The organism is Pseudoxanthomonas sp. GW2, from assembly GCF_000283075.1.
Classification (GTDB): domain Bacteria; phylum Pseudomonadota; class Gammaproteobacteria; order Xanthomonadales; family Xanthomonadaceae; genus Pseudoxanthomonas.
On sequence record NZ_ALIP01000136.1, the window covers coordinates 1 to 25,665 of the forward strand.

At 72.2% G+C, this 25,665-nt stretch carries 17 protein-coding genes, 1 tRNA gene and 1 pseudogene; 10 read left to right on the forward strand and 9 right to left on the reverse strand.

Annotated elements, in window-relative coordinates; translation table 11 throughout:
* The 3 genes and pseudogenes from B351_RS17830 to B351_RS0112410 all read left to right on the forward strand — a co-directional run.
* Window positions 1-264 (forward strand): annotated as a pseudogene (locus B351_RS17830) (hypothetical protein); the annotation flags it as partial.
* A gap of 33 nt (window positions 265-297) precedes the next feature.
* Window positions 298-903: a YigZ family protein gene (locus tag B351_RS0112405; RefSeq protein WP_037034637.1), complete on the forward strand. Its 606-nt coding sequence runs from the start codon at window positions 298-300 to the stop codon at window positions 901-903.
* On the forward strand, window positions 900-2,666 hold the full coding sequence (locus B351_RS0112410) for an ABC transporter transmembrane domain-containing protein (protein ID WP_019399358.1): 1,767 nt from the start codon (window positions 900-902) through the stop codon (window positions 2,664-2,666). The genes B351_RS0112405 and B351_RS0112410 overlap by 4 nt, the downstream gene beginning before the upstream one ends.
* Window positions 2,667-2,676: 10 nt before the next feature.
* Here the strand turns inward: B351_RS0112410 and B351_RS0112415 are convergent, their stop codons facing one another.
* A complete protein-coding gene (locus tag B351_RS0112415; protein WP_019399359.1) occupies window positions 2,677-4,311 on the reverse strand; it encodes an acyl-CoA dehydrogenase family protein in 1,635 nt (544 codons plus the stop codon).
* A 44-nt stretch (window positions 4,312-4,355) separates the two neighbouring features.
* Window positions 4,356-6,422 carry an EAL domain-containing protein gene (locus B351_RS0112420; protein ID WP_019399360.1) on the reverse strand — a complete coding sequence of 689 codons (2,067 nt, stop codon included), beginning with the start codon at window positions 6,420-6,422 and terminating at the stop codon, window positions 4,356-4,358.
* A gap of 150 nt (window positions 6,423-6,572) precedes the next feature.
* Here B351_RS0112420 and B351_RS0112425 point away from each other — a divergent pair, with 150 nt between their 5' ends.
* The 5 genes from B351_RS0112425 to B351_RS0112445 all read left to right on the forward strand — a co-directional run bounded on the left by B351_RS0112425 (window position 6,573) and on the right by B351_RS0112445 (window position 9,883).
* Window positions 6,573-7,091, forward strand: coding sequence for a CYTH domain-containing protein (locus B351_RS0112425; protein ID WP_019399361.1), 519 nt, complete (start codon window positions 6,573-6,575; stop codon window positions 7,089-7,091).
* 85 nt (window positions 7,092-7,176) lie between these two features.
* On the forward strand, window positions 7,177-8,175 hold the full coding sequence (nagZ, locus tag B351_RS0112430; RefSeq protein ID WP_019399362.1) for a beta-N-acetylhexosaminidase: 999 nt from the start codon (window positions 7,177-7,179) through the stop codon (window positions 8,173-8,175).
* A gap of 38 nt (window positions 8,176-8,213) precedes the next feature.
* Window positions 8,214-8,801, forward strand: a complete 588-nt coding sequence (locus tag B351_RS0112435; protein ID WP_019399363.1) for a hypoxanthine-guanine phosphoribosyltransferase — start codon at window positions 8,214-8,216, stop codon at window positions 8,799-8,801.
* A 3-nt stretch (window positions 8,802-8,804) separates the two neighbouring features.
* Window positions 8,805-9,548 (forward strand): S-methyl-5'-thioinosine phosphorylase, encoded by a 744-nt coding sequence (locus B351_RS0112440; protein ID WP_019399364.1) that lies wholly within the window; start codon window positions 8,805-8,807, stop codon window positions 9,546-9,548.
* A 128-nt stretch (window positions 9,549-9,676) separates the two neighbouring features.
* Window positions 9,677-9,883 (forward strand): cold-shock protein, encoded by a 207-nt coding sequence (locus tag B351_RS0112445; protein ID WP_013535008.1) that lies wholly within the window; start codon window positions 9,677-9,679, stop codon window positions 9,881-9,883.
* A gap of 64 nt (window positions 9,884-9,947) precedes the next feature.
* On the opposite strand, the gene B351_RS0112450 is transcribed toward B351_RS0112445, so the two are convergent.
* From B351_RS0112450 to B351_RS0112480, 7 genes are all read right to left on the reverse strand, one after another.
* Window positions 9,948-14,906 carry an alpha-2-macroglobulin gene (locus B351_RS0112450; RefSeq protein WP_026010680.1) on the reverse strand — a complete coding sequence of 1,653 codons (4,959 nt, stop codon included), beginning with the start codon at window positions 14,904-14,906 and terminating at the stop codon, window positions 9,948-9,950.
* A 53-nt stretch (window positions 14,907-14,959) separates the two neighbouring features.
* Window positions 14,960-16,471: an ATP-binding protein gene (locus B351_RS0112455; protein ID WP_019399366.1), complete on the reverse strand. Its 1,512-nt coding sequence runs from the start codon at window positions 16,469-16,471 to the stop codon at window positions 14,960-14,962.
* A gap of 4 nt (window positions 16,472-16,475) precedes the next feature.
* A complete protein-coding gene (locus B351_RS0112460) occupies window positions 16,476-16,919 on the reverse strand; it encodes a response regulator (protein ID WP_019399367.1) in 444 nt (147 codons plus the stop codon).
* Window positions 16,916-18,742, reverse strand: coding sequence for an ATP-binding protein (locus B351_RS0112465; RefSeq protein ID WP_026010681.1), 1,827 nt, complete (start codon window positions 18,740-18,742; stop codon window positions 16,916-16,918). Before B351_RS0112465 ends, B351_RS0112460 begins: the two co-directional genes overlap by 4 nt.
* A 134-nt stretch (window positions 18,743-18,876) precedes the next feature.
* Window positions 18,877-18,951: transfer RNA gene (locus tag B351_RS0112470), tRNA-Val, on the reverse strand.
* A 305-nt stretch (window positions 18,952-19,256) separates the two neighbouring features.
* On the reverse strand, window positions 19,257-20,177 hold the full coding sequence (locus B351_RS0112475; protein WP_039731608.1) for a LysR family transcriptional regulator: 921 nt from the start codon (window positions 20,175-20,177) through the stop codon (window positions 19,257-19,259).
* 52 nt (window positions 20,178-20,229) lie between these two features.
* A complete protein-coding gene (locus B351_RS0112480; RefSeq protein ID WP_026010682.1) occupies window positions 20,230-21,072 on the reverse strand; it encodes an aldo/keto reductase in 843 nt (280 codons plus the stop codon).
* A 364-nt stretch (window positions 21,073-21,436) separates the two neighbouring features.
* Here B351_RS0112480 and B351_RS0112485 point away from each other — a divergent pair, with 364 nt between their 5' ends.
* Together B351_RS0112485 and B351_RS0112490 are read left to right on the forward strand one after the other, a co-directional pair.
* On the forward strand, window positions 21,437-22,459 hold the full coding sequence (locus tag B351_RS0112485) for an efflux RND transporter periplasmic adaptor subunit (RefSeq protein WP_198006224.1): 1,023 nt from the start codon (window positions 21,437-21,439) through the stop codon (window positions 22,457-22,459).
* The gene (locus tag B351_RS0112490) at window positions 22,456-25,659 is read left to right on the forward strand and encodes an efflux RND transporter permease subunit (RefSeq protein WP_019399372.1); all 3,204 of its coding nucleotides are present in this window, start codon (window positions 22,456-22,458) and stop codon (window positions 25,657-25,659) included. Before B351_RS0112485 ends, B351_RS0112490 begins: the two co-directional genes overlap by 4 nt.
* Window positions 25,660-25,665 lie beyond the last annotated feature (6 nt).

Here is a 25,665-nt window from a genome sequence, read left to right on the forward strand (position 1 = left end):
CCTGCGATGGCGCCGCGGCAGGCGATCGCCGCCCCGCCACCGCCTCCGGCATCGGCGCCGGTATCCGCGGCCGCGATCGAGGACGGGCCACCGCCGGTGGCCATGGCCCTGGCCGATCCGCAGGAATGGCTGGAGTGGATCCGCGGGCTGCAGGCCGACGGCGACATCGAAGGCGCACGCGCGAGCCTGCAATGGTTCGTGCGCGAGCACCCGCAGCTGGAAGTGCCCGAGGACCTGCGGCCGTTGCTCGAACAGGCGCCGTGAGTGCGACCGGCGCGTGCACACGCGCCGGTTAGAATGGCGGCGATGACCGATACCCTCGCCGCGCCCGCCAGCCACCTGCTCGAGGTCAAGCACAGCCGGTTCCTGGCCAATGCCGCGCCCGTGGCCACCCCGGAGCAGGCACTGGAGTTCGTGGCCTCCGTGTCCCACGCCGATGCCACCCACAACTGCTGGGCCTACCGCATCGGCCAGGACTACCGATCCAGCGACGACGGCGAACCGGCCGGGACCGCCGGCCGCCCGATCCTGGCCGCGATCGACGGCCAGGGCTACGACCGCGTGGCGGTGGTGGTGACCCGCTGGTTCGGCGGGATCAAGCTCGGCGCCGGCGGACTGGTCCGCGCCTACGGCGGCGCGGCGGCCGAGTGCCTGCGCCTGGCCAGGCGCGAGCCGCTGGTGGAAATGGTCGAGCTGGAACTGGAGTGCCCGTTCGATGCGCTGGGCACGGTCCATGCCGCACTGGCGGCGCACGCGGCCGAAAAGACCTCCGAGGCCTTCGTGGCCGACGGCGCGCGCCTGGGCCTGCGCCTGCCGGCAACCCAAGCCGAGCCCCTGCGCGCGCGCCTGCGCGACGCCACCCGCGACCGCGTGCGCGTCGCCATTCCCGGAAGCAACCCGTGAGCGAAAAGACCCCAAAGGATGGCAGCCGCCTGCAACGGATCGGCAGCCTGCGCACGCTGTGGCCATTCGTGGCCCGCCACCGCGGCCTGTTCGCGGCCTGGCTGGCGGCGCTGGCGCTGTCCTCCAGCGCCACCCTGAGCCTGCCGGTGGCGGTGCGCTACATGATCGACCGCGGCTTCGGCGGCGGCGCCATGATCAACCAGGCCTTCGCCGTGCTGTTCGCGGTGGCCGTGGTGCTGGCGCTGGCCACCGCCGCGCGCTTCTTCTTCGTGTCCCTACTGGGCGAGAAGGTGGTGGCCGACCTGCGCGAGCGGCTGTACGCGCACCTGGTCGGGCTGGACCCGGCCTTCCACGACCGCAGCCGCAGCGGCGAGCTGGTCTCGCGCCTGTCCGCCGACGCCGAGCTGCTGCGCAGCGTGATCGGCACCACCATGTCGGTGGCCCTGCGCAGCAGCGTCACCGTGGTCGGCAGCCTGGTCATGCTGTTCGTCACCAGCCCGCGGCTGGCGGCCTACTCGCTGGTGGGCATCCCGCTGTCGGTGCTGCCGATCGTGCTCGGCGCACGCCGGCTGGAGAAGGCCTCCCGCGCCAGCCAGGACCGGGTCGCCGACGCCAACGCCCTGGCCGCCGAGAGCCTGGGTGCGGTGCGCACGGTCCAGGCCTACGCGCGCGAGCCCTACGAACGCGCCCGCTTCGGCGAGGCGCTGCGGGTCGCGGTGGCCACCGCGCGGCGGCGCATCGCCGCGCAGTCGCTGGTGACCGCGGTGGCCATCGTCCTGGTGTTCGGCGCGATCGTGCTGGTGCTGTGGTCCGGTGCGCACGACGTGGTCGCCGGCACCATGAGCGCCGGCACCCTGGGCCAGTTCGTGCTGTACGCGCTGATCGGCGGCGGCTCGGTCGGCGCCCTGGCCGAGGTATGGAACGAGCTGCAGCGCGCGGCCGGCGGCATGGGCCGCATTTCCGAGCTGCTCAACGAACAGCCGGCGATCGCCGCGCCGGCGCAGCCGCGCCCGCTGCCGCGGCCGGTGCGCGGCGCGATCCGCTTCGAGGGCGTGCGCTTCCACTATCCGGAACGGGCCGACGCCCCGGCGCTGGATGGCTTCGACCTGGAAGTGCACCCGGGCGAGACCGTGGCCCTGGTCGGCCCCTCGGGCGCCGGCAAGAGCACGGTGCTGTCGCTGCTGCTCCGCTTCCACGACCCGCAGTCCGGGCGCGTGCTGCTGGATGGCATCGACCTGCGCGAACTCGACCCGGCCGACCTGCGCGCGCAGGTGGCACTGGTGGCGCAGCAGCCGGTGCTGTTCGCCGCCAGCGCGATGGACAACATCCGCTACGGCCGGCTGGAGGCCAGCGACGAGGAAGTGCGCGCGGCGGCGGCGGCGGCCGAGGCCGACGGCTTCATCTCCGCCCTGCCCCGCGGCTATGCCAGCGAGCTGGGCGAGCGCGGCGCGCGCCTGTCCGGCGGCCAGCAGCAGCGCGTGGCCATCGCCCGCGCCCTGCTCAAGGACGCGCCGGTGCTGCTGCTGGACGAGGCCACCAGCGCGCTGGACGCGCAGAGCGAGCGCGCGGTGCAGCATGCGCTGGAGAACCTGATGCGCGGCCGCACCACCCTGGTGGTCGCCCACCGCCTGGCCACCGTGCTGCGCGCCGACCGCATCGTGGTCATGGACCAGGGCCGGATCGTGGCCGAGGGCACCCACGAGCAGCTGCTGGCCCAGGGCGGGCTGTACGCCGAGCTGGCGAAGCTGCAGTTCCTGGATTGAGCCGCGGGCGCTACGGCAGCGCCCGCTCCATCACCGCGGCGAAGTCGATGCCGGGCGGCAGCGTGCCCATGGCCAGGCCGTGGGCGCCGTCCAGGCGGCTGCGCACGAAGGCCCCGGCGACCGGACTGCCCGCCGCGTGCAGGGCCGCTCCCTGCAGCACCAGGGCGATGCGCTCGACCAGTTGGCGCGCCCGGATCTCCAGTTCCTCGCGCGGCTGCGCGAGCAGGCCGGCGATGGCCGCGGCCTGGCGGGCGAGCACCGGGTCCATGCTCGCGGCCCGTTCCAGCGCGGCCCGCAGCGCCTGCGCCGCCTGTGGCTCGCGCGCCAGCGCGCGCAGCACGTCCAGGCACTGGATGTTGCCGCTGCCTTCCCAGATCGAGTTCAGCGGTGCCTGCCGGTACAGCCGCGGCAGCACCGATTCCTCCACGTAGCCGGCACCGCCCAGGCATTCCTGGGCCTCGTTGACCAGCGTTGGCGCGCGCCGGCACAGCCAGTACTTGCCGACCGCGGTGGCCACGCGGGCGTAGGCCGCGGCCTGCGGATCGCCCGGCCCCGCGTCCACCGTGGCGGCCACGTCCAGCGCGAACGCGGTGGCCGCCTCCGATTCGATCGCCAGGTCGGCCAGCACGTTGGCCATCAGCGGATGCCCGGCCAGCACCCGGCCGAAGGCCATCCGGTGGCGGGCGTGGTGCAGCGCATTGGCCATCGCCCAGCGCACCTGCGCCGCGGCGGCGAGCATGCAGTCCAGCCGGGTCAGCATCACCATCGGGATGATCGTGGCCACGCCGCGCCCGGGCTCGCCCACCGGCCAGGCCAGGGCGTCGCAGAACTCCACTTCGGAAGAAGCATTGGACCAGTCGCCCAGCTTGTCCTTCAGCCGCATCAGCCGGAACGCGTTCTTCGACCCGTCCGGCAGCCGCCGCGGCAGCAGGAAGCAGCCCAGCCCGTCGGGGGTCCGCGCCAGCACCAGGAAGCCGTCGGACATCGGCGCGGAGAAGAACCACTTGTGCCCGACCAGTTGCCAGGCATCGCCGCCTGGCAGCGGGGTGGCGGTGGTGGCATTGCCGCGCACGTCCGAGCCGCCCTGCTTCTCGGTCATGCCCATGCCCAGGGTGAGCCCGGCTTTTTCCGCCATCGGCAGGTCGCGCGGGTCGTAGGCCGGCGTCGCCGCGCCGCGCGCCCATGCCTCCAGCGCCGGCGCCTGGCGCAGCACCGGTACCGCGGCGTGGGTCATGGTCAGCGGACAGCTGGTGCCGGCCTCGGCCTGGTGGTGCAGATAGGCCAGCGCCGCGCGCGCCACGTGGGCGCCGGGCACCGGTTCGTGCCAGGACAGGCCGGCCACGCCGTGCGCCTTGGCCAGCTCCATCAGCCGGTGGTAGGCCGGGTGGAACTCGACCAGGTCGATCCGCCGCCCCTGGGCATCATGGGTGCGCAGGCGCGGGCGGTCGCGGTTGGCGTCGAAGCCGAGGCGGTACAGCTCGTCGCCGGCCAGCGCGCCATAGGCCTGCAGGCGCGGGGCGAACGCGCCCGCGCCACCGCGCGACACCGCCTCGCGCAGGGCCAGGTCGTCGCCCCACAGGTCGCGCGGCACCAGCGGCGGCGGCTGGTTCGCGACGGCGTGGGTCTCGAAACGGTTCGGCTGCATGCGCTCCTCCTGCCACCGGGATGGCCGGCCGCGCCGCCGCGCGGTCAGCCGAACTCGAAGTTCATCTCAGGCCCCGCCGGGGCCACGAACCCGCCGGATACATAGTCCACGCCCAGCGTGAACAGCTGGCTCATGGTGGGCGCGTCGCCGACCTGCTCGGCCAGGGTCGCCATCCCGTCGGCCTGGGCGCGGGAGGTGATCTCGCGCACCTTCTCCAGTGCATCGCCGCCCTTGCCCAGGTCGTCGGTCAGGCCCGGGTCGATCTTGAGGAAGGCCGGGCGGAAGTGCGCCAGCAGCTGGAAGGAATCCAGGCCGGAGCCGAACTGCTCCAGGCCCATGCGGCAGCCCAGCGAGGACACCGCCGACAGGAACTGCTGGGCGTCGCGCAGGTGGGTGAACACCTTGGCCTCGGATGCCTCCAGCCACAGGCGGTCGCCGGACACGCCGTTCATCGCCAGCTCGGTGCGGATCAGGGTGGCCATGGCGTCGCCGGCGAACGAGTCCGGGCACAGCCGCACCAGGATGCGGGTGTTGCGGCCGGCGCGGTCGCGCTCGGCCAGGGTGGCGATCGCCTTGCGCACCACCCAGCGGTCGATCTCGCCCAGCAGGCCGTGCTCCTCGGCGATGGCGGCGAAGGCCGAGGGCCGCACCAGCTCGCCGTTGACCTCGATCCGCAGGTGCGCCTCGTACAGCTCGCCGTTGTCGCCCTGCAGGCCCAGCACCGGCAGGTAGTGCAGGACGAAGCCGTCGCCGGCCAGGGCCTCGCGCAGGCGCTCGACCCAGCGCGCGATGCGTTCCTCCTCGGCGCGGTCTGCCGCGCCCGGGTCGAATACCTGGACGCTGTTGCCGCCCATTTCCACCGCCGCGTGCAGGCAGTGGTTCGCCTTGGACAGGATCTGCGGCACGCTGGCGATCTTCTCGCCCACCTGCACGCCGCCGATGCTGGCGGTCACCGCCACCGAGCGGGTGCCGACGCTGACCACGTGGGTGGCGATGGCGTCGCGCAGCGCCTCGGCCACGTTGCGGGTGCTGGCGTGGTTGCCCTCCACCAGCACGGCGAAGCTGTCCTCGCCGAAGCGCGCCACCGGCACCTCCGGTGGCAGCGCGCTGCGCACGCGCTCGGCCAGGGCGGCGATGAAGGCGTCGGCCGCGTCCAGGCCGATGTCCGGCAGCAGCCGCGCGTAATGGTCCGGCTCCAGCAGCAGGAAGCCGTACTGGCCGCCGTCGCGGCCCACACGCGCCACCGCGTCCTCCAGCATGCGCATGAAGGTGGGGCGGTTGAGCAGGCCGGTGACCTGGTCGCGCTGGCGCAGTTCCTCGACCTCGCGCGCCAGCTCCGGGTCCAGCTCCTCGCGGCGGCGGAACACCACCTGGATGCAGGGCTCGCCCTCGTAGGTGGCGGTGGCGAACTCCATCTTCGCCGGGAAGGTGCTGCCGTCGAGGTGGCGCGCCTCCATCAGGTATTCGGCCGGCGGCGGCTCGCCGCGCGACAGCGCCTTGAGCAGCTGCTTGAAGGCATCGATGTGCTGCGCCGCGACCAGGTCCAGCAGCGACATGCCTTCCACCTCCTCGAACGACTCGAACCCGAACATCTCCAGGTAGGCGTCGTTGGCGCGGATGTGCATGCCCTCGTGGATGTAGGCCACCGGGTCGCGCGAGGAGGCGATCAGCGCGTCGCAGCGGCGCTCGGTCTCGCGCAGCTGCGCCTCCAGCCGGCGCAGGCCGCGGCGCGCCTCCAGGTCGGACCATTCGCGGCGCACCGTGGCCAGCAGGTGCTCGGGGCGGTGGCGCAGCACCAGGGCGCGCACGCCGTTGCCGAGGCAGGCCAGCACCGCGGCGTCGTCGATCCGGTCGACCAGGGCCAGCAGCGGCAGGTCCTTGCCACTGGCGCCCACCTGCGCGCAGACCTGCTCCAGCGGCATGGCCGTGGAATTGCTGGCCAGCACCAGGTCCACCGGCTGCCCGGCGACCATCTGCGCCAGCTCGGCCGGGTCCTGGGGCCGCAGCGGCCGCACCGCGATGCCGCCGTTGCGCAGGGCGGTCACGACCGCCTCCGCATCCTCCACGCGATCGTCGACGATGAGCAGGCGGATCGTGCTGTCTTTCTGCATGCGGCGGTCCCGGGTCCAGGAGGAAGGGCAGCCGGTTTAATACACGAACCAGGCACGGAGCGTCCATGATCCGCGACAATGCCGCCGCCGCGGACAGCGGCCGGGCGCCGCTGGCATCATGTCGCCCCCTCAGCAAGGAGTCCGGCCGCCATGGGCGTGGAGATCGAGCGCAAGTTCCTGCTGGCCGGCGACGGCTGGCGCCGGTCGGTGGAACGCACCCAGGCCATGGCCCAGGGCTACCTCAACGACCTGGACGTGCTGTCCGGCGGCATCCAGAAGGCCTCGATCCGGGTCCGGATCGAGGGCGAGGCGGCCTTCCTCAACATCAAGTCGGCCCAGTCCGGGCCGAGCCGGCTGGAGTTCGACTACCCGGTCCCGGTGGAGGACGCGCGCCAGCTGCTGGAGCTGTGCGTCGGCGGCCTGGTGCGCAAGCAGCGGCACTACGTGCGCCACGGCGGCCACCTGTGGGAGATCGACGAGTTCGAGGGCGAGAACGCCGGCCTGGTGGTGGCCGAGATCGAACTGGACGCGGTGGACGAGGCGTTCCAGCGCCCGGACTGGCTGGGCGCCGAGGTCACCGAGCTGCAGCGCTACTACAACCTGGCCCTGGCCGACCGCCCCTACAGCCAATGGAGCGAGGCCGAGCGCGCCGGCCCGGCCGCCGGCTGAGCCCTGCCGCGCCGCGATCGCGGCCTCCGCCCCGCATCTGCGACAATGCGCACCACGCGCATCCGCGCGTCCTGGAGTCCCCCGCATGCTGTTGATCGGCGTCGCCGGCACCGAACTGACCGCGCAGGAGCGCGACTGGCTGCAGCACGATGCGGTCGCCGGCGTGATCCTGTTCAAGCGCAACTTCGCCTCGCGCGCGCAGGTGGCCGAGCTGGCCGCCGCCATCCGCGAGGCGGCGCCGCGCCCGCAGCTGGTCTGCGTGGACCAGGAAGGCGGCCGCGTGCAGCGCTTCCGCGAGGGTTACAGCGACCTGCCGCCGCTGCAGCGGATCGGCGAGCTGTACGCGCGCGACCGCGAGGCCGCCCTGGCCCTGGCCGAGGAGCACGCCTGGCTGATGGCCAGCGAGATCCGCGCCAGCGGCGTGGACCTGAGCTTCGCCCCGGTGGCCGACCTGGGCCGCGGCAACCTCGCCATCGGCGACCGTGCCTTCGGCCCCGACCCGCAAGCGGTGGCCGAGCTGGTCCGCGCCTACGTGCGCGGCATGCACTCGGTGGGCATGGCCGCCACCCTCAAGCACTTCCCCGGGCACGGCACCGTGCTGGAGGACACCCACGTCGACCACGCGGTGGACCCGCGCCCGCTGCAGGCGCTGCGCGGCGAGGACCTGGTGCCGTTCGTCGCCGGGATCGAGGCCGGCGCCGACGCGGTGATGATGGCCCACGTGCAGTACCCGGCCATCGCCCCGGACCCGGCAGGCTATTCGCCGTTCTGGATCGGGCAGTTCCTGCGCGGCGAACTGGGCTTCCGCGGCGTGGTGTTCTCCGACGACATCGGCATGGCCGCCGCGCACGCCGCCGGCGGGGTGCGCGCCCGCGTGCTGGCGCACCTGGACGCCGGCTGCGACGTGGTCCTGGTCTGCCATCCCGAACTGGTCGCCGAATCGCTGCAGGCGGTGCGCGACCGCCCCCTCAACACCGCCGCGCTGCTGGGCCTGCTCGGCCGCGGCGCGCTGGGCTGGGACGGCCTGCTGGCCGACGCCCGCCATGCCGGCGCCCGCGCGCGCCTGCCCTCCTCCGCCGCCTGAGCGCCCACTTACCGCCCTCCTTCCTGTAGCCTGACCCGATGTCCACTCCGCTCATCATTTCCGAAGTCCTCGCCAAGTCCGACCTGCTGGTCGACCGGCCCACCATCGACGCGGCCATCGCCCGCATGGCCGACGAGATCGCCCGCGACTACATCGGCGACGTCCCGGCCGACCGCCTCGGCGACAGCTTCGTCCCGGTGTTCCTGACCGTGATGCACGGCGGCATGCTGTTCGCCGGCCAGCTCGCCCTGGAGCTGGGCAAGCGCGGCCTGGACCTGCAGTTCGATTACATGCATGCCACCCGCTACCGCGGCCAGAACCAGGGCGGCGAGCTGGTGTGGAAACACCGCCCGGCCACCTCGCTGTACGGCCGCCGGGTGCTGATCGCCGACGACATCCTCGACGAGGGCCAGACCCTGAAGGAAGTGCGCCGCTGGTGCATCGAGCAGGGCGCCACCGACGTGCGCATCGCCGCGCTGACGGTCAAGGACCACGACCGCTGCGTGGAGGGCGTGCGCGCCGACTACGCCGGCCTGCACCTGCCGGACCGCTACGTGTTCGGCTTCGGCATGGACTACTACGCGCAGGGCCGCAACCTGCCGGCCATCTACGCGCTGAAGGACTGAGCCGTGGCGCTGGACCTGGCCGTGATCGGCGGCACCGGCGTGTACCGCCTGGCCGCCCTGGAAGACGTCGAGTCGCGCAGCTTCCAAACCCCCTACGGCGCCCCGTCCGGGCCGGTCCGCATCGGCCGCCTGGGCGGTGCGCGGGTGGCCTTCCTCGCCCGCCACGGCGAAGGCCACGCGCTGCCGCCGCACCGGGTGAACTACCGCGCCAACCTGCATGCCCTGCACCAGGCCGGCGCGCGCCGGGTGCTGGCGCTGAACACCGTCGGCGGCATCACCGAGGCCTACGGGCCGCGCGTGCTGGCCTGCCCTGACCAGCTGATCGACTACACCTGGGGCCGCGCCTCCACCTTCTGGGACGGCGAAGGCGAGCCGCTGCACGTGGACTTCGGCCAGCCCTACAGCCCGCAACTGCGCGGCAAGGTGCTGGCGGCCGCGCGCGCGGCCGGGATCGAGGTCGTGGACGGCGGCTGCTACGGCGCCACCCAGGGGCCGCGCCTGGAGACCAATGCGGAAATCGCCCGCATGCGCCGCGACGGTTGCGACCTGGTCGGCATGACCGGGATGCCCGAGGCTGCGCTGGCCCGCGAGCTGGGCCTGGAGTACGCCTGCCTGGCGATCGTGGCCAACTGGGCGGCCGGCTGCGGCGACGCGGCGGAGATCACCCTGGAGGAAGTGCTGGAGAACGTGGCGGCCGCTTCGGCCGGGCTTCCGCAGCTGATCCAGGCGCTGTTGCAGGCCGGCTGATTCACGAAGTTACCGGTAACAAGCGAAACCTAATTGATCAAACTGATTGTCAGTTGGCCCCGGTATTTGCATACTCGCGCTCGCGACGGCAGTCGCATCTCCATCAAACGCAAGGATTACGCAGCATCATGGCCAACGGTACCGTCAAGTGGTTCAACGACGCCAAGGGATTTGGCTTTATCTCGCCGGAAGACGGGAGCGCGGATGTCTTCGCGCACTTTTCCGCGATCAACGCCAAGGGCTTCCGCTCGCTGAGGGAAGGCCAGCGCGTGAGCTACGAGGTCACCCAGGGCCCCAAGGGCGCCCAGGCGTCCAACATCACTCCGCTGGACTGATCCGCCCGGATCTCCAGGCAAAGGAAAAACCCCGTCTTCCGGCGGGGTTTTTTCATGCCCCGGGTCACGGCGGGGTCACCGTGACCTGGGCCGGGCGCGCCGCGCCGGTGCCGCGCAGCGCCGGCTGGTACATGTCCTCCACCTGCGGCGGCGGCACGGCATAGGTACCGGGGGTGACCGCGCGCACCAGGTAGTACAGCCGCGCGCGTCCGCCCTCGCCCAGCGAGATCGCCGCGACATAGCGGTCGTCGCGGTACTCCTCGTGGCGGATGTCGGCCTCGCCGGCGCGCCCGGACAGGGCGACGCCCTCGATGCTGATGCCTTCCCATTGCGCGGCGTCGCCAAGGTTGAGGTTCTCCGCCTCCAGCCCGGCCGGCAGCAGGTCGGTGACCAGCGCATCGGGCATGGGCTGCCCGGCTTCCACCGTCAGCCGCGCCACCAGCACCTGGCCCTCCTTCAGCGTGCCGCCGCTCCAGCGGCGGCCATCGGGCCAGAACCAGTCGCGGCTGATGCCGGCCACGCTGCGCTCCTCCGCCGGTGCCTGGCGCGGCACGCCGGCCACCTCGATGCTGGCGTAGTACGGGCCGCCCTCGGCCTGGAAGCGGGCGCCGGCAGCCAGTGCCACCGCGTCCAGGCTGCGCGCGAACACCGCCGCCTGTTCCACGGCCTGCACCTGGCCGCCAGCACGCCACTGCCCGGCGACCTTGCGCCCGTCGCCGGCCTGCAGGGCGCGGCCCAGGCGCGCGATCGCCATCTGCTCCTGGGTGCTCAGCCACAGGCGGCCGCTGCCGTCGGCCGCGCGCCTGGCCTGCAGCGCGCGCGCCACCTCCATCGCCCGCGCGTCGAACTTCGCGTCGGCGCGGTCGCGCTCGTGCAGCAGCGCGACCATCAGGGCGTCGTCGCGGATCGCGCTGCTGTAGTCGCCGGTCCAGCGCGGACGCTTGCGCGGATCCAGGGCGAAGCCGTCGGCAATCGCGGCATCGCCGCGGCGGACGTCGCCCTGCAGGGCCAGCGCCAGGCCCAGCTGCACCAGCGGCAGGCCGGTGAGGCTGCGTCCCTTCTCCTGGTCGTACAGCGCGCGCAGCGTGCCCAGCGGCGCGCGGTTGACCCGCGCCAGCACGTAGCCGGCATGGGCCCGGTAAGCGAAGCGCAGGTGCTCGCGGTGCTCGCGCCCGTAGAACTGCGGGTCGCCGGACAGCAGGTCCTCGGACAGGCGGTCCAGCGCCTTCTGCAAGGCGCCAGCCGGAACCACGAAGCCGGCCTCCCGCGCGTCGAGCAGGAACTCGGCGATGTACGGGGTCAGCGCCGGCTCGGCGCCGCCCTCCCCGCCCCACATCGAGAAGTGGCCACCGGCGGTCTGCATCGCCACCAGGCGCCCGATCGCGCCCTCCACCCGCGCGCGTCGCTGCTCGGCCGGCAGCGACGGCCCGCCCAGGCGGTCGGCGGTGCGCGGATCCATCAGCAGCGCGGCGTACCCCTTGCTGGTGGTTTGTTCTGCGCAGCCGTAGGGGTAGTCGAGCAGGCCCTGCAGGGCGCTGGCGTAGGGGATCGGCGGGCCCGCGCTGATACGCAGGCGCAAGTCCACGGTATCCGGCAGCAGGCCTTCGGCCAGGGCCGGGTCCAGCACCAGCGTGGCGCCGTCCTCCAGCACCCGGGTCTGCGCGCGCAGCACCGCCGACCAAGCCGGGCGCACCGGCAGCTCGTGGCGGCGGTCGACGCTGTAGCCGCCGCCGTCCACGCGCACGCGCACCCTGGCCACGGCGCTGCCCGGGCGCGCGTCGAGCGGGAATTCCAGGGTCGCCTTGGCGCCGTCCTCCAGGCGGATGCGGCGCTCGCCGTTGCCGACCTGCAGCGGGCCCTCGCCGTCCACCCGCACCCGGAACTCGCTGGCGCTGCCGCTGAAGTTCTGCACGTCCAGGCTCAAGGTGCCGAGGTCGCCCGGGGCCAGCACCCGCGGCATGCCGGCCTCGACCACCACCGGCGCGCGCACCAGCACCTCGGCATCGCGCTTGCCGTAGTGGGCGTCGGCGTAGACCAGGGCCGAGACCCGCAGGGTGCCGTTGAAGTCCGGCAAGGGCAGCGCGATCCGCGCGTTGCCGTTGGCGTCCAGCCGCACCGGGCCTGAGAACAGGTCCACGGTCTGCACCCGCGCCGTCGGCCGGCGCGCCTGCGGCAGCGCCACCAGGGCCATGTCGCCGCCGAAGCGCAGGCGTGCGGTGCCGCCCTCGTGGCTGCCGACCACCCGGCCGTAAACGTCGTAGGCGTCGGTGCCCAGGCGGCGCTGGCCGAAGAAGTGCGCGGCGGCGTCCGGCACCGGGAAGCGGGTGATGTTGATGATGCCGGCGTCCACCGCCGACACGGTCACGTGGGCCAGCTTGCCGGCCAGTTGCGGCACGCTGACCGTCACCGGCAGGTCCTGCTGCGGGCGGACCTGCTCCGGCACCCTCAGGCCGACGGCGACGCGCCGCTCGTCGCGGCGCATCGGCACGTGGACCACGCCCACCGCGCGCGCCGGGGCCACCAGCGCATCGGCCGCGGACGGGCGGAACACCAGCGCGGTGATGTAGACGTCGTGCCGCTCCCAGTCCTCCGTCACCGGGATCTCGAACGTCGCCGCGGCCTTGCCGGGCTGGCCACGCACCTCGATGTCGTGCACGTACAGCAGGCGGTCGCTCTCCACCAGCAGCACGCCGCGGCCGGCATGCGGCGGGGTGACGGTGACCTTGAGTGTGTCACCGGCACGGTAGGCAGTGCGGTCCAGGGCCAGCTTGACCTTGTCCGGGCGCGCGTCCGGGCCGCGGTTGTCGTCGCCCCAGCTCCAGCCGGCGTGGAATGGATAGCGCATGGTCAGGCCGGTGGCCGGGTCGAACACGTCGATCCGGTACTCGCCCCAGGCCACCGGCACCTCGAAGCGCACCGGGCCGGCGCCGGCGTCGAGGGTTCGGGTTTCCACGTTCTCGAAGCGGCGGGTGAAGTCGTAGTTCCAGCCACCCTCGTCGTCGTGGCGCCAGTGGTAGTCGCGCAGCTCGCGCACCAGGGTCAGCTGCAACCCTTTGCCCGGCTGCGGCCTGCCCTGCGCATCCACCCGCACCAGTTCGAAGCCGGCGTTGGCCTCGGCCGGGGCGCCCTCCTCCGGCTCGAACAGCGGGCGCACGCCGACCAGCGCCGGCGCCGGCCACAGCACGCGCTGCAGGCTGCGCGCGACCGGGCGCCCGCCGCTTTCGTGTACCTCGCCGAGCACGGTCACCTTCACCGGGGTCTTCGCGCGCGCCGCCTCCTCCGGCAACGCGAGCTCGGCCTCGAGGCGGCCCTGGGGATCGAACTGGGTGTCCAGCACCTCGCGCGGCCCGCCCGGCAGCTCGGCGGTGGCGTCGCCGAAGGCGTAGCCCGGCCAGCCGGCCACCGGCTCGCGCGCCACCGCCAGCGCCATGCGCGCGGTGAAGCGGTTGCCCGCCGCCGGCGCGCCGTACAGGTAGGCGGCCTCGGCACGCAGCCGCAGCGGCGCGCCCGGGGCCAGTGTGTCGCCGGCGCTGGCCGTGGCCAGGTCCAGCTTCAGGCGTTCGGGCAGGAATTCCTCGATGCGCAGGCTCATGCCCTGCACCGCCGGGCCCTCGGCCGGGTCGGTGCGGAACTCCACCTGCCAGCGCCCGGTCGGCGCGTCCTCCGGGATCGCCAGCTCGAAGGCGTAGTAGCCCTGCGCGCCGGGCTCCAGCCGGGTCTCGCGGAACACGCGCCCGTCCGGCTGCTTCAGGCGCAGGAACAGCGGCTGGCCACCATCCTTCGGCGCGGGCATGGCGCGGCCGTCGAAATCGCGCAGCAGCGCGGAGATGCGCAGGGTCTCGCCCGGCCGGTACAGGTCGCGGCCGGACCAGGCGAACACGTCGAACGGCGCCTGCGCGCGGCCGGCCACGGCAAACTCGGAAAGGTCCAGCGCCGGCTGGTTGAACGGCAGCAGCGACACGTCCTTGCCGCGCCGGGCCACCAGCACGTGGCCGGCGTCCAGGCGGTAGTCCAGCAGCGCGTTGCCGTTGCCATCGGTGGCCGACTTCAGCAGTGGCTGGCCCCTGGCGTCGAGCACGCGCAGTTCCACGCCCTTCAGCGGTGCGCCGTCGCGCAGCGAGGCGGTATGCACGTAGAGCCGGTCGCGGTAGGCACGCGCATGCAGGCCGATGTCGCTGACGGTGAAGAACGCGGTGTCGTAGGAATCCGAATAGCGGCCGACGCGGCGCATGACCGCGAAGTACAGGCCCGGCTGCTGCAGCTCGGCGATGTCCTGCACCGGCAGGTGGCTCACCACCCGCTCGTTGCGTCCGCCGCCGAGCACGAAGCGGTTGAGGTAGGCCGGCTCGGCCAGCTCGCGCAGCGGGGTGCCGTCACCGTAGTCGCGGTCCAGCTCCCAGCCGCCGCGGCGGCCGCCGCGCTGGAACTGGGCGAAGAAGCGCGGCAGCGCGTCCTCGCGCACGCGCAGGAATTCCACGTCGACCTCGTCCACGTTGACCGACACCACCGGCAGGCCGCGGCTTTCGCGCGCCGGCAGCACGCTGCCCTGCGAGGCGAAGCCGGCCACCGGCTCCAGTTCGCCGGTGTGGATGGCCTGCTCCAGCGGCGGCTCCAGGCGGCTGCCGTCGGCGGCCAGCAGCGCGCCGGCGAGGGTCACGGTGTAGTCGCGCGCCGCCTCGACGAAGGGATAGCTCAGCACCTTGCCGTCGTCGGACAGGGTCCAGCCGCTGCCGTCGCGGCCATTGCCGGCCGGCTCCACCTTCAGCAGGGCGTCGAAGTCCTGGGTGCCGACCAACGGCCGGGAGAACTCCAGGGCCAGGGCCAGGCGGCCCTCGTGCTGGTCGGCCCAGGCGCGGACCAGGGCGAAACCGGCCGGCGCCTCGCGCTCGGCCTGCAGCTTCTCGCCGCTGGCCCGGGGCAGCTGGCCACCGGGATCACGCCCGCATCCGGAAGCCAGCAGCGCCGCCAGCACGACCACCATCGCCGCGAACGCGCCGCAGCGGCGCATGCCCCTGTTCCCCATACATCCTCCCGTGGCAGATGCCCCGGAGTATAGGCGGGCGCCGGGGCCGTGGCTCAGCGCGGCTGGCGCCGCGCCAGCACTCCGGCAACCGCTGCAAACAGGCGGTGCATGTCCAGCGGCTGCGGCAGGACCTCGAGCACCGCACCCTCCGGCACCACCGAACGGTCGAACTTCTCGTCCTCGCCGACCAGGATCGCCGGGCCGCGGTAGCCGGACTCGTACATGGTCGACAGCAGGGCGGTGGCCGGGAACAGCGCGATGCTGTTGTCCACCACCACCACGTCCGGCTCGCCGGATTCGGCGAACGAACGCAGGGCCGCGGCGCCGTCGCTGGCCAGCTGCGGGGCGTAGCCCTGGCTGGCCAGGGCGTTGCCCAGCAGCGACAGGCGGGTACCGTCGCGGAACACGATCAGGATGCGCTCGCCCTGCCCCGGCACCACCGGTGCCATGCGGGTCTCCTCCTCCGCGGCCTCCGAAGGCAGCGGCAGCCGCACCTCGAAGCGCGTGCCCACGCCCGGGGTGCTGCTCACCCCGATGCTGCCGCCCATGCCCTCGACGATGCGCCGGCACGAGACCAGGCCCAGGCCAGTGCCGTCGCTCTTGGTGGTGAAGAACGGGGTGAACAGCTGCTCCAGGGTGCGCTGGTCCATGCCCACGCCGGTGTCGCTGACGCTCAGCACCACCTGCTCGCCGTCCACCGCCGCCGCCAATTCCAGCCGTCCGCCATTGGGCATGGCCTGCACCGCGTTGAGGCACAGGTTGAGCAGGCACTGCTGCAGCTCGGTGTAGTTGCCGTGCAGTTCCACCGCGGGGTCCTCGAGCTCCTGCTCGAACTGCACGGTGCGCGGCAGGCTGCCCTTGAGCAGCAGCGCCACGGCGTGGAACAGGTCGGCCACGCGGAAGCGCTCGCTGGCCCGGCGCGAGCCGCGCACGAAGGACAGCATGGACTCGGCCATCTCGTGGCCACGGCGGCCGCACTCGGCCACCACCGCGGCCAGCTGCTTCAGGCGCGGGTCGTCGCTGCGCTGGGCGATCAGGTCCGGGACGATCAGCAACGGCTGCAGGATGTTGCGCAGGTCGTGGCTGAGGCCGGCGGCCAGCAGCGACAGGCTCTCCAGGCGCTGGGTGCGCATCAGTTCGCGCTCGGCGCGCTGGCGCTCGGCCTCGGTGCGCGCCTCGCGCAGGGCGCGCTCCACCGCCGCCGGCAGGCGCGCGCTGCTGTGCTTGAGGATGTAGTCGCTGGCGCCCTCGCGCAGGGCGGCCACGGCCACGTCCTCGCCGATGGTGCCGGAGACGAAGATGAAGGGCACCTGCGGCGAGTGCTCGCGCACGATCTGCAGGGCGTCGTGCCCGGAGAAGCCAGGCATGCTCAGGTCCGACAGCACGATGTCCGGCTTGAACCCGGCCAGCGCCTCGCGCAGGCCCTCCTCGTCCTCGACCCGCAGGTACTCGGCGTTGAGGTGCGCGTCCTCCAGCTGGAAGCGGATCAGCTCCGCATCCTCAGGAGAGTCCTCGATGAACAGGACCCTGACCTTGGCGTCGCGGCTTATGGCACGCAGCGGCATCGGCTCAACCTTCGATATCCGGCGTGGCGTTGATCACTGCCCAGAACTGGCCCAGGGTCTTGACCGCGCCGAAGAACTGGTCGATGTCCACCGGCTTGACCACGTAGGCGTTCACGCCCAGGTCCCAGCTCCTGGCCAGGTCGCTCTCCTCGCGCGAGGACGACAGGATCACCACCGGAAGGCGGCGCAGCTTGTCGTTGGCGCGGATACGCTGCAGCACCTCCAGCCCGTCCATGCGCGGCATCTTGATGTCCAGCAGCAGCACCGCCGGGTTCTCGTCGGGGCGGTCGGCGTACTTGCCGGTGCGCTCCAGGTACTCCATCGCCTCGACCCCGTCCTCCACGTGGACGATCGGATTGGCGAGGTTGGCTTCGCGCAGGGCGTCGATCGCCATTTCGGCGTCGGCTGCGCTGTCTTCGGCCAGCAGGATGGTGCGGATGGCGCTCATGCGTTGAAGCTCCCGGACGTCGTGGAATCCTGCGCGGGCAGGATGAAGTGGAAGGTAGCACCCTTGCCGGGCTCGGATTCGGCCCAGATGCGGCCGCCATGGCGGCCCAGCACGCGGCGCACGCTGGCCAGGCCGATGCCCGTTCCGGGGTATTCGCTGGCCTTGTGCAGGCGCTGGAACACGCCGAACAGCTTGGCGGCGTAGGCCATGTCGAAGCCGACGCCGTTGTCGCGCACGGTGAACAGGTGATCGCCGTCGGCAGTCCGCTCGTAGCCAACCTCGATCACCGCCGGCTCGCTGTGGGCCGAATACTTGACCGCGTTGCCCAACAGGTTCAGCCACAGCTGGCGCATCATGTTCTCGTCGGCGACCACGATCGGCAGCGGCGCGACGCGCCACTCGATCCGGTGCGCGGCCCGCCCGCTCTCCTCGGCGTCGACCGCGCTGCCGGTGTCCAGCACCGCCCGGGTCTCCTCCACCAGCGACTGCATGTCCACCGCCTGCAGCTTCAGCGCGCTGCGGCCCAGGCGCGAGTACACCAGCAGGTCGTCGATCAGCGAGGACATGCGCCGCGCCGAGCTGCTGATCACGTCGAGGTAGTGGCGGCCGCGGTCGTCCAGCGAATCGCCCATGTGGCGGGCCAGCTTGTCGGCGAAGCCGGCCACGTGCCGCAGCGGCGCGCGCAGGTCGTGCGAGACCGAGTAGCTGAAGGCCTCCAGCTCGCGGTTGACCTCCGAGACCTGCTCGACCTTGCCTTCCAGCTGGCGGTTGAGGTCGGCGATGCGCTGCTGCGCCGCCTTCTGCGCGGTGATGTCGCTGACGGTCATCAGCACCACGTCGTCGGCGCGGTCCGGCAGCTGCATGCGGCGCGCGTTGATCAGCATGGTGCGGGTCTGGCCGTCGGCGGTGCGCTGCACGTGTTCGTAGTCCCACAGCTCGCGGTCGCGGCTGAGCACGTCGGCCAGGCGTTGCAGCACCACCGGGTCGTCCCAGGTGCCGCTGCCCACCTCCTGCAGGCGCACGTGCGCGGCGTCCGTGCCGGCGGGCTGGCCGTACAACTCGGAAAACGCGGCGTTGTGCATCAGCACCCGCTGCTGGCCGTCCAGCAGCACGATCGGCTCGCGCACGGTCTGCAGCACCGCCAGCGCGCGGGCGCTGGCGCGCGCCAGGGCCTCCTCCGAGGCCGTGCGCCGCGCCTCCTGGCGGTACAGCATCCAGAACACGCCACCGGTCAGCAGGCCCTGCACCAGCAGGGCCACGAACGCCAGCCAGCGCGCGCGGTCGCGCTGGGAGTCGGCGTACGCCGAGCGCTCCGACAGCAGGGTGTACTCGTTCTGGATGAATTCCGCGAACAGGTCGCGGATCTGGTAGCGGCCGTACATCTCGTCGATCGCGCCGAGCCGCTGCGCCTCCTCGGCCGGCGCGTCGACCAGGCCGCGCACCAGCTCCAGGCGCTGCCGGATAAGGGTGCGCAGGCGCCCGATCAGCTGCTGCTGGTCGGGGTTGTCGCGGGTCAGCTCGGCCAGGCGCTCCAGCGCCGGATCCAGTTCGGCCAGGTCCAGCGCCAGGCGCCGCCGCAGCTGCGGGCTGTCGGCGCCGCTGCTGATGGCGAAGGCCAGGGAATCGATCTCGCGGACCAGGGCGTGCAGGCGCTGGCTGCTGGCCTCCACCTGCAGGCTGTGCTGCACGTGGCGGTCGGCGTCATCGCTGTAGTTGGTCCACTCCCGGACCAGCAGGAACGGCACCAGCAGGATCAGCAAGGCCGCAGAAACCAGCAGCGGCAGGCGCCAGCGGATGTACCTGGGTGGGATGGCTCCCGGCAAGTTCCAACTCCCTGTTCGCGGCCAACACCGTGAGACGCTCCCGATGATGCGGCCAAATCGGGGCATTGTTAAGCAGGCCCGCGTGAACGCGGCATGCCAAAAGGCCGGCTTGGCAGCCGGCCTTTCCTGGAAGCTGGTGGGCGGTGCAGGGATCGAACCTGCGACCCTTGCCGTGTGAAGGCAATGCTCTACCGCTGAGCTAACCGCCCGGGTTTTCCTCCGCACCAGTCGGTGCGGGCTGCGCATGTTAAAGGGGCGTCGCGGAAAGGTCAACGGTTTTCGCGCCGGCTTCGTCCCGCGGCATCTGCCGGGTCGATCCGCGCGCGGTGGCTCGTGCGCGTTGGCCATCCGGCCGGGGCATCCATCCATCGCCCTGCCCCGGAGCCGGACAGCCACCACGGCGCCGTCGCACGGAGCCGGGCGCGGCCGGGACACACCGTGCCTGGTTGCGGTCGCACGCTGGCCTGCCCGATGGCGGCACGGCCCGCGCGACGGTCCGGTGCCGTGGCCGCGCCTAGCCGGGCAGCTTCCACTGTGGTTCCACCGCGCGCATCAGCCCGCCGATCCAGTCGGCGAAGGCGCGCACCGTCGGCGACAGGTGGCGGTTCTGCGGATACATCAGCGACAAGGGCCCGGTCGGCGCCTTCAGTTCCGGCAGCACCCGCCGCAGGCGGCCGCTACGCAAGTGCGGGACTACCATGTAGCTGGCCGCCCGGATCAGGCCGAGGCCTTCCAGGCCGCAGGCGACATAGGCGTCCGTATCGTCGACGGTGATGTCCTCGCGCAGCTGCGCCGCGTACTCCTCGCCGTCGACCACCAGGCTCCAGTGCGTGCGGCGGCCGCTGCGGCCGGACAGGAAGCCGACCGCCCGGTGCTGGCGCAGGTCTTCCAGCGAGCGCGGTTCGCCGTACCGCTCCAGGTAGGCCGGCGCGGCGCAGATGACCCACTCGAACCCGGCGATCCGGCGCGCCACGAGCGTGGCCGAATCCCGGGGCACGCCGGCGCGGACCACGCAGTCCACGCCCTCCTGGACGAGGTCGACGGTGCGGTCGCCGAGGGTCAGGGTCAGCTCGACCTCCGGATAGGCGTCCTGGAAGGTCCGGATCGCAGGCAGCACGAACAGCCGGGCGAACGACGGGGTCATGTCCACCCGCAGCCGACCCCGCGGCCGCCCGGCGCTGCCCGGGAACGAGGCTTCCACCGCCTCGATCTCGGCCAGCAGGCGCCGGCAATGGTCGTAGTAGAGGCTGCCGTCGGGGGTCAGGCTGAGGTGCCGGGTGGTGCGCTGGAGCAGGCGCACGCCGAGGTAGTTCTCCAGCTCCTTGACCGCGCGCGTGACCGAGGAAGGCGGAAGCGCCAGGCTGTCGGCCGCCTTGCTGAAGCTGTTGGCCTCGACCACCCGGGCGAACACCTGCATGGCCTGAAGTCGATCCATTCCTCTCCCTCCTCTGCCTGCCGTGCGCCGCGCCGGACGCGCCGGTGGAATGCTAGAACTCCGCCGTTTCCGGGTCGGGCCCCAGGCGTCCGTCGGCGCGGTCCAGCGCCGCCATGCGCGCCAGGTCCTCCTCGTCGAGCGCGAAGTCCCCGATCCGGAAGTTCTCCTCGATGCGCGCCGGACGCGCCGATTTGGAGACCACCAGCAGGCCGTTGTCCAGGTGCCAGCGCAGGACCACCTGGGCCGGGGTCCTGCCGTGCTTGGCCGCCAGTGCCCGGACCACCTGATCGTCGAGCGGCGAGGCCGGGCCGTCCTTCCACACGCCCAGCGGGCTCCAGGACTGGGTGGCGATCCCGGCTTCCCGGTGGAACCGCCGCAGCGCCCGCTGCTGGAAGTACGGATGCAGCTCGACCTGGTTCAACACCGGTACCACCCCGGTCTCGCCGATCAGGCGCTGCAGCTGCGGAATGGCGAAATTGCACACGCCGATGGCGCGCGCGCGCCCCTCCTCGCGCAGCCGGACCATCGCCCGCCAGGTATCGACGTAGGCATTGCGGATCCGCGAGGGCCAGTGCATCAGGTACAGGTCGACGTAGTCCAGGCCGAGCCGGTGCAGGCTGGCGTCGAACGCGCGCAGGGTCTGGTCGTAGCCGTGGTGGGTGTTCCAGACCTTGGTCGCCACCATGACCTGGTCCCGTGCCACGCCCGAGGCGCGGATGCCTTCGCCCACGCCTTCCTCGTTGTAGTAGGCCTCGGCGGTGTCGATCAGCCGGTAGCCGGTGCGCAGGGCGTGGGCAACCAGGGCGGCGCTGGCATCCGGCTCGACCTGCCATACCCCGTAGCCCAGCTGCGGGATACCCATGCCCTCGCCCGTGGGTTGGACGGAAAAGCTCATGTCCGCGGAACCATGTTGGGAGGTGGGCCGAGCATAGCCGGCGCCACCGCGACGATTATTGCCCTGCATGGAACCGGGTTTTGCGCGCGTGGTCCGGTCGCGGGAATGCGGCAGCGGCGCGCATGCCCGCCGATAATTCCACGCAAGGCAACACAGAAAGCCCGGCTGGCGCCTGTATCGGCCCGTCCTGCGCACGGAGACTTGCGCCCTCCTTCCGTCGCAGAGCCATGCCATGGACATCATCTCCCGACACCGGACCGTCCTGTGCGCCGCCGTGTCCGTACTGGTCGCAGGGGGGGCCGCCGCGGTCCTGCTCGGCAACCGTCCCGGGCCCGTCCAGTCCCCTGCCCCGCCGGCCGTCCAGGTGCAAATCGCCACCACCCGGCGCGTCACCGACTGGGCGGAGTATTCGGGCCGTCTGGAAGCGGTCGGGCAGGTGGAAATCCGTCCGCGCGTCGCCGGCACCCTGCTGGGCGTGCATTTCCACGACGGCCAGCAGGTCCGCGAGGGCGACTTGCTGTACACGATCGATCCGGAGCCGTTCGAGGTCGAAGCCAGGCGTGCCGCGGCCGCGCTCGCCCAGGCCCAGGACCGCCAGCGCTTCACCGCGCTGGAGCTGGAACGCGGCCGGCGCCTGCTGGAGGCCAACACCATCTCCCGGCGCGAGTTCGACGCGATGGAGAATGCGGCGCGCGAGGCCGCCTCGGTGGCGCAGGCGGCGCGGGCCGCGGCCGACCGTGCCCGCCTGGACGTGGACTACACCCACATCCGCGCGCCCATCACCGGCCGCATCTCGCGCTCGGAGGTGACCGCCGGCAACGTGGTCAAGGCCGGCGGCGATGCCGCCCCGCTGACCTCCATCGTCACCCTCGATCCGATCTACGCCTCGTTCAACGTCGACGAGCACACCCTGCTGCGCTACCTGGACGCCAGCAAGGGCGCCCGGCCACTGCAGGTGCAGGTCGGCCTGGCCGGCGAGGAAGGCCATCCACACGCCGCCAGGCTGCATTCGCTGGACAACCAGCTGGACACCCGCTCGGGCACGATCCGCGTGCGCGCAGTGCTGGACAACCCCGACGGGCGCATGATCCCCGGCCTGCAGGCCCGGATCCGCCTGCAGGCCAGCGAGCCCTACCCGGCGGTGCTGGTCGACGAGGCCGCGATCGGCACCGACCAGGACCGCCGCTTCGTCCTGGTTGTCGGCAAGGACGGCCGGGTCGAGTACCGCCGGCTTGAACTGGGCAGCCGCCAGGGCGGCCTCCGCGTGGTGCGCAGCGGCCTGGCGCCGGGCGACCAGGTGATCGTCGAGGGCGCGCAGCGGGTGCGCCCGGGTGATGCCGTCGCCGCCGTGCCGGCTCCGCCGCGCGAGGGAGGGCCGCTGCGATGAACCTGTCGCGCTTCTTCATCGACCGGCCGATCTTCGCCGGCGTGGTCTCGGCGCTGATCTTCATCGCCGGCGCCATCGCGATGTTCCGGCTGCCGGTCTCCGAGTACCCGCAGGTGGTCCCGCCCTCGGTCATGGTGCAGGCGCAGTATCCCGGCGCCAACGCCACCACCCTCGCCGAGACCGTCGCCGCGCCGATCGAGGAATCCGTCAACGGCGTGGAGAACATGCTGTACATGCAGTCGCTGGCCAACGCGGACGGCAACCTGTTCCTCACCGTCACCTTCAAGCTGGGCACCGATCCGGACCAGGCCCTGCAATGGGTGCGCAACCGGGTCGAGCAGGCCGTGCCACGCCTGCCGGAGGAAGTGCAGCGGCTGGGCGTCACCACGATCAAGAGCTCGCCCAACATCACCCTGGCGGTGCACCTGTTGTCCCCGGACGGGCGCTACGACGCCAACTACCTGAGCAACTACGCGATCCGCAACGTGCGCGACCGGCTCGCGCGGATCGACGGCGTCGGCCAGGTCAACCTGTGGGGCCCGGGCGCCTACGCCATGCGCGTGTGGCTGGATCCGGACGCGGTCGCCGCGCGCGGCCTGACCGCGGCCGAGGTGGTGGCCGCCATCCGCGAGCAGAACGCCCAGGCGGCGGTGGGCAGCATCGGCGCGGCGCCGTCGCCGGAGGGCACGCCGTTCCAGATGTCGGTCAGCACCGAGGGCCGGCTGCGCACGCCGGAAGAGTTCGGCAACATCGTGTTGCGCGCCGCGCACGACGGCCGCACCACCTTGCTGCGCGATGTCGCCCGGATCGAGATGGCGGCGCAGGAATACGGCGTGCGCGCCTACCTCGGCACGGAACCGGCGGTGCCGCTGGCGATCATGGAGGCCCCCGGCGCCAACGCGCTGGACATCGCCGCCAACGTCAGGACGACGATGGAGGAGCTCAAGCGCCAGTTCCCCGAAGGCCTGGACTACGTGATCGTCTACAACCCTACCCGCTCGGTGCAGGCCAGCATCGATGCGGTGGTGCGGACGCTGTTCGAGGCCATCGTCCTGGTGGTGGTCGTGGTCTTCCTGTTCCTGCAGACCTGGCGCGCCTCGATCATCCCGCTGCTCGCGGTGCCGGTGTCGATCGTCGGCACGATGGCCTGCCTGTACCTGTTCGGCTTCTCGATCAACGCGCTGAGCCTGTTCGGCCTGGTGCTGGCGATCGGCATCGTGGTCGACGACGCGATCGTGGTGGTGGAGAACGTCGAGCGCAACATCGCGACGGGCCTCGCCCCCCGCGAGGCGACCTACCGGGCCATGCGCGAGGTCAGCGGCCCGATCATCGCCATCGCCCTGACCCTGGCGGCGGTGTTCGTCCCGCTGGCCTTCCTGTCGGGGCTGACCGGCCGCTTCTACCAGCAGTTCGCGGTGACCATCGCCGTGTCCACGGTGCTGTCGGCGATCAACTCGCTGACCCTGTCGCCAGCGCTGTCGGCACTGCTGCTCAAGCCGCACGGCGCTCGGCCGGACTGGCTGACGCGCGCCATGCACCTGGTCTTCGGCGGCTTCTTCGCCCGCTTCAACCGCTTCTTCAACCGCGGTGCGGAGCGCTACGGCCACGGCGTGGCGCGCCTGGCCGGGCGCAAGACCCTGGTGATGGCGGTGTACGGTCTGCTGCTGCTGGCGACCGCCGCGCTGGGCAAGGTGGTCCCGGGCGGCTTCGTCCCGGCGCAGGACAAGGAGTACCTGATCAGCTTCGTGCAGCTTCCGGCCGGCTCCACCCTGGACCGCACTGATGAGGTGCTGGCGCGGATGACCGACATCGCCCTGGCCGAACCGGGCGTGGCGTCGACCTCGTCCTATGCCGGACTTTCGATCAACGGCACCACCACCAGCTCCAGTTCCGGCCTGAGCTTCATCCTGCTGGAGCCGTTCGCGCAGCGCAAAGGACTCAGCGCCGACGCGATCGCCGCCTCGCTCAACGCCAAGTACGCTGGCCTGGAGAAATCCACCTTCGCCGGGGTGTTCCCGGCCCCGCCGGTGATGGGCATCGGCTCGATGGGCGGGTTCAAGCTGCAGCTGGAGGACCGTGGCAACCTCGGCTACGACGCCCTGCACGCGGCGACCCGCGAGTTCATCGCCGAGGCGGCGAAGGAGCCGGAACTGACGCCGCTGTTCTCCACCTACCAGATCAACGTGCCGCAGCTGCGCGTGGACGTGGACCGGATCAAGGCCAAGCAGCTGGGCATCGCGGTCACGGAGGTGTTCCAGACCCTGCAGGTGTACCTGGGTTCGTTCTACGTCAACGACTTCAACCTGCTCGGGCGCGTCTACCAGGTGCGCACCCAGGCCGACGCTCCGCACCGCGCGCACACGGAGGACGTGCTGCAGCTGAAGACGCGCGCGGCCGACGGCCAGATGGTGCCGCTGGCGGCCATCGCCCGGGTCGAGCAGGCCTACGGCCCGGAACTGGTCACGCGCTATAACGGCTACACCGCGGCGGACCTGAGCGGCGCTCCGGCCCCGGGCTATTCCTCGTCGCAGGCAATGGCCGCGATCGAGCGCGTGGCCGCGCGTACGCTGCCCCCGGGGATCGGCTTCGAGTGGACCGACCTGACCTACCAGCAGATCATCGCCGGCAACAGCGCGCTGTGGATCTTCCCGCTGTGCGTGCTGCTGGTGCTGCTGGTGCTGGCGGCGCAGTACGAGAGCCTGACCTTGCCGCTGGCAGTGGTCCTGATCGTGCCTATGGCCGTGCTGTCGGCGCTGGCGGGCGTGTGGCTGACGCGCGGCGACAACAACATCTTCACCCAGATCGGCCTGATCGTGCTGGTCGGCCTGGCGTCGAAGAACGCGATCCTGATCGTCGAGTTCGCGCGCGAGCTGGAGATGGCCGGACACGGCACGCTCGAGGCGGTGCTCGAGGCCTGCCGCCTGCGCCTGCGTCCGATCCTGATGACCTCGCTGGCCTTCATCATGGGCGTGGTGCCGCTGGTGTTCGCGCACGGCGCGGGTGCGGAAATGCGCCAGGCCATGGGCATCTCCGTGTTCTTCGGGATGCTGGGCGTGACCCTGTTCGGGCTGTTCCTGACCCCGGTGTTCTACCTGGCCATGCGCCGGCTCTCCGGGCGCCCGCTGCATTCGGCGGCCCGCCACGACGCGCCGCGGCTGCCCGTGCATGGCCACCCCACCGACGCCGGCGGCGGGCGGTGAGGCATG

What these genes read in the sequence shown, in the direction of transcription:
- B351_RS0112445 (WP_013535008.1), top strand. Translation starts at nt 9,677, where the DNA reads ATGGCCAACGGTACCGTCAAGTGGTTCAACGACGCCAAGGGATTTGGC.
- B351_RS0112420 (WP_019399360.1), bottom strand. Translation starts at nt 6,422, where the DNA reads ATGCAGAAAGACAGCACGATCCGCCTGCTCATCGTCGACGATCGCGTG.
- B351_RS0112475 (WP_039731608.1), bottom strand. Translation starts at nt 20,177, where the DNA reads ATGGATCGACTTCAGGCCATGCAGGTGTTCGCCCGGGTGGTCGAGGCC.
- nagZ (WP_019399362.1), top strand. Translation starts at nt 7,177, where the DNA reads ATGCTGTTGATCGGCGTCGCCGGCACCGAACTGACCGCGCAGGAGCGC.
- B351_RS0112460 (WP_019399367.1), bottom strand. Translation starts at nt 16,919, where the DNA reads ATGAGCGCCATCCGCACCATCCTGCTGGCCGAAGACAGCGCAGCCGAC.
- B351_RS0112415 (WP_019399359.1), bottom strand. Translation starts at nt 4,311, where the DNA reads ATGCAGCCGAACCGTTTCGAGACCCACGCCGTCGCGAACCAGCCGCCG.
- B351_RS0112425 (WP_019399361.1), top strand. Translation starts at nt 6,573, where the DNA reads ATGGGCGTGGAGATCGAGCGCAAGTTCCTGCTGGCCGGCGACGGCTGG.
- B351_RS0112480 (WP_026010682.1), bottom strand. Translation starts at nt 21,072, where the DNA reads ATGAGCTTTTCCGTCCAACCCACGGGCGAGGGCATGGGTATCCCGCAG.
- B351_RS0112490 (WP_019399372.1), top strand. Translation starts at nt 22,456, where the DNA reads ATGAACCTGTCGCGCTTCTTCATCGACCGGCCGATCTTCGCCGGCGTG.
- B351_RS0112405 (WP_037034637.1), top strand. Translation starts at nt 298, where the DNA reads ATGGCGGCGATGACCGATACCCTCGCCGCGCCCGCCAGCCACCTGCTC.
- B351_RS0112435 (WP_019399363.1), top strand. Translation starts at nt 8,214, where the DNA reads ATGTCCACTCCGCTCATCATTTCCGAAGTCCTCGCCAAGTCCGACCTG.
- B351_RS0112455 (WP_019399366.1), bottom strand. Translation starts at nt 16,471, where the DNA reads ATGCCGCTGCGTGCCATAAGCCGCGACGCCAAGGTCAGGGTCCTGTTC.
- B351_RS0112450 (WP_026010680.1), bottom strand. Translation starts at nt 14,906, where the DNA reads ATGGGGAACAGGGGCATGCGCCGCTGCGGCGCGTTCGCGGCGATGGTG.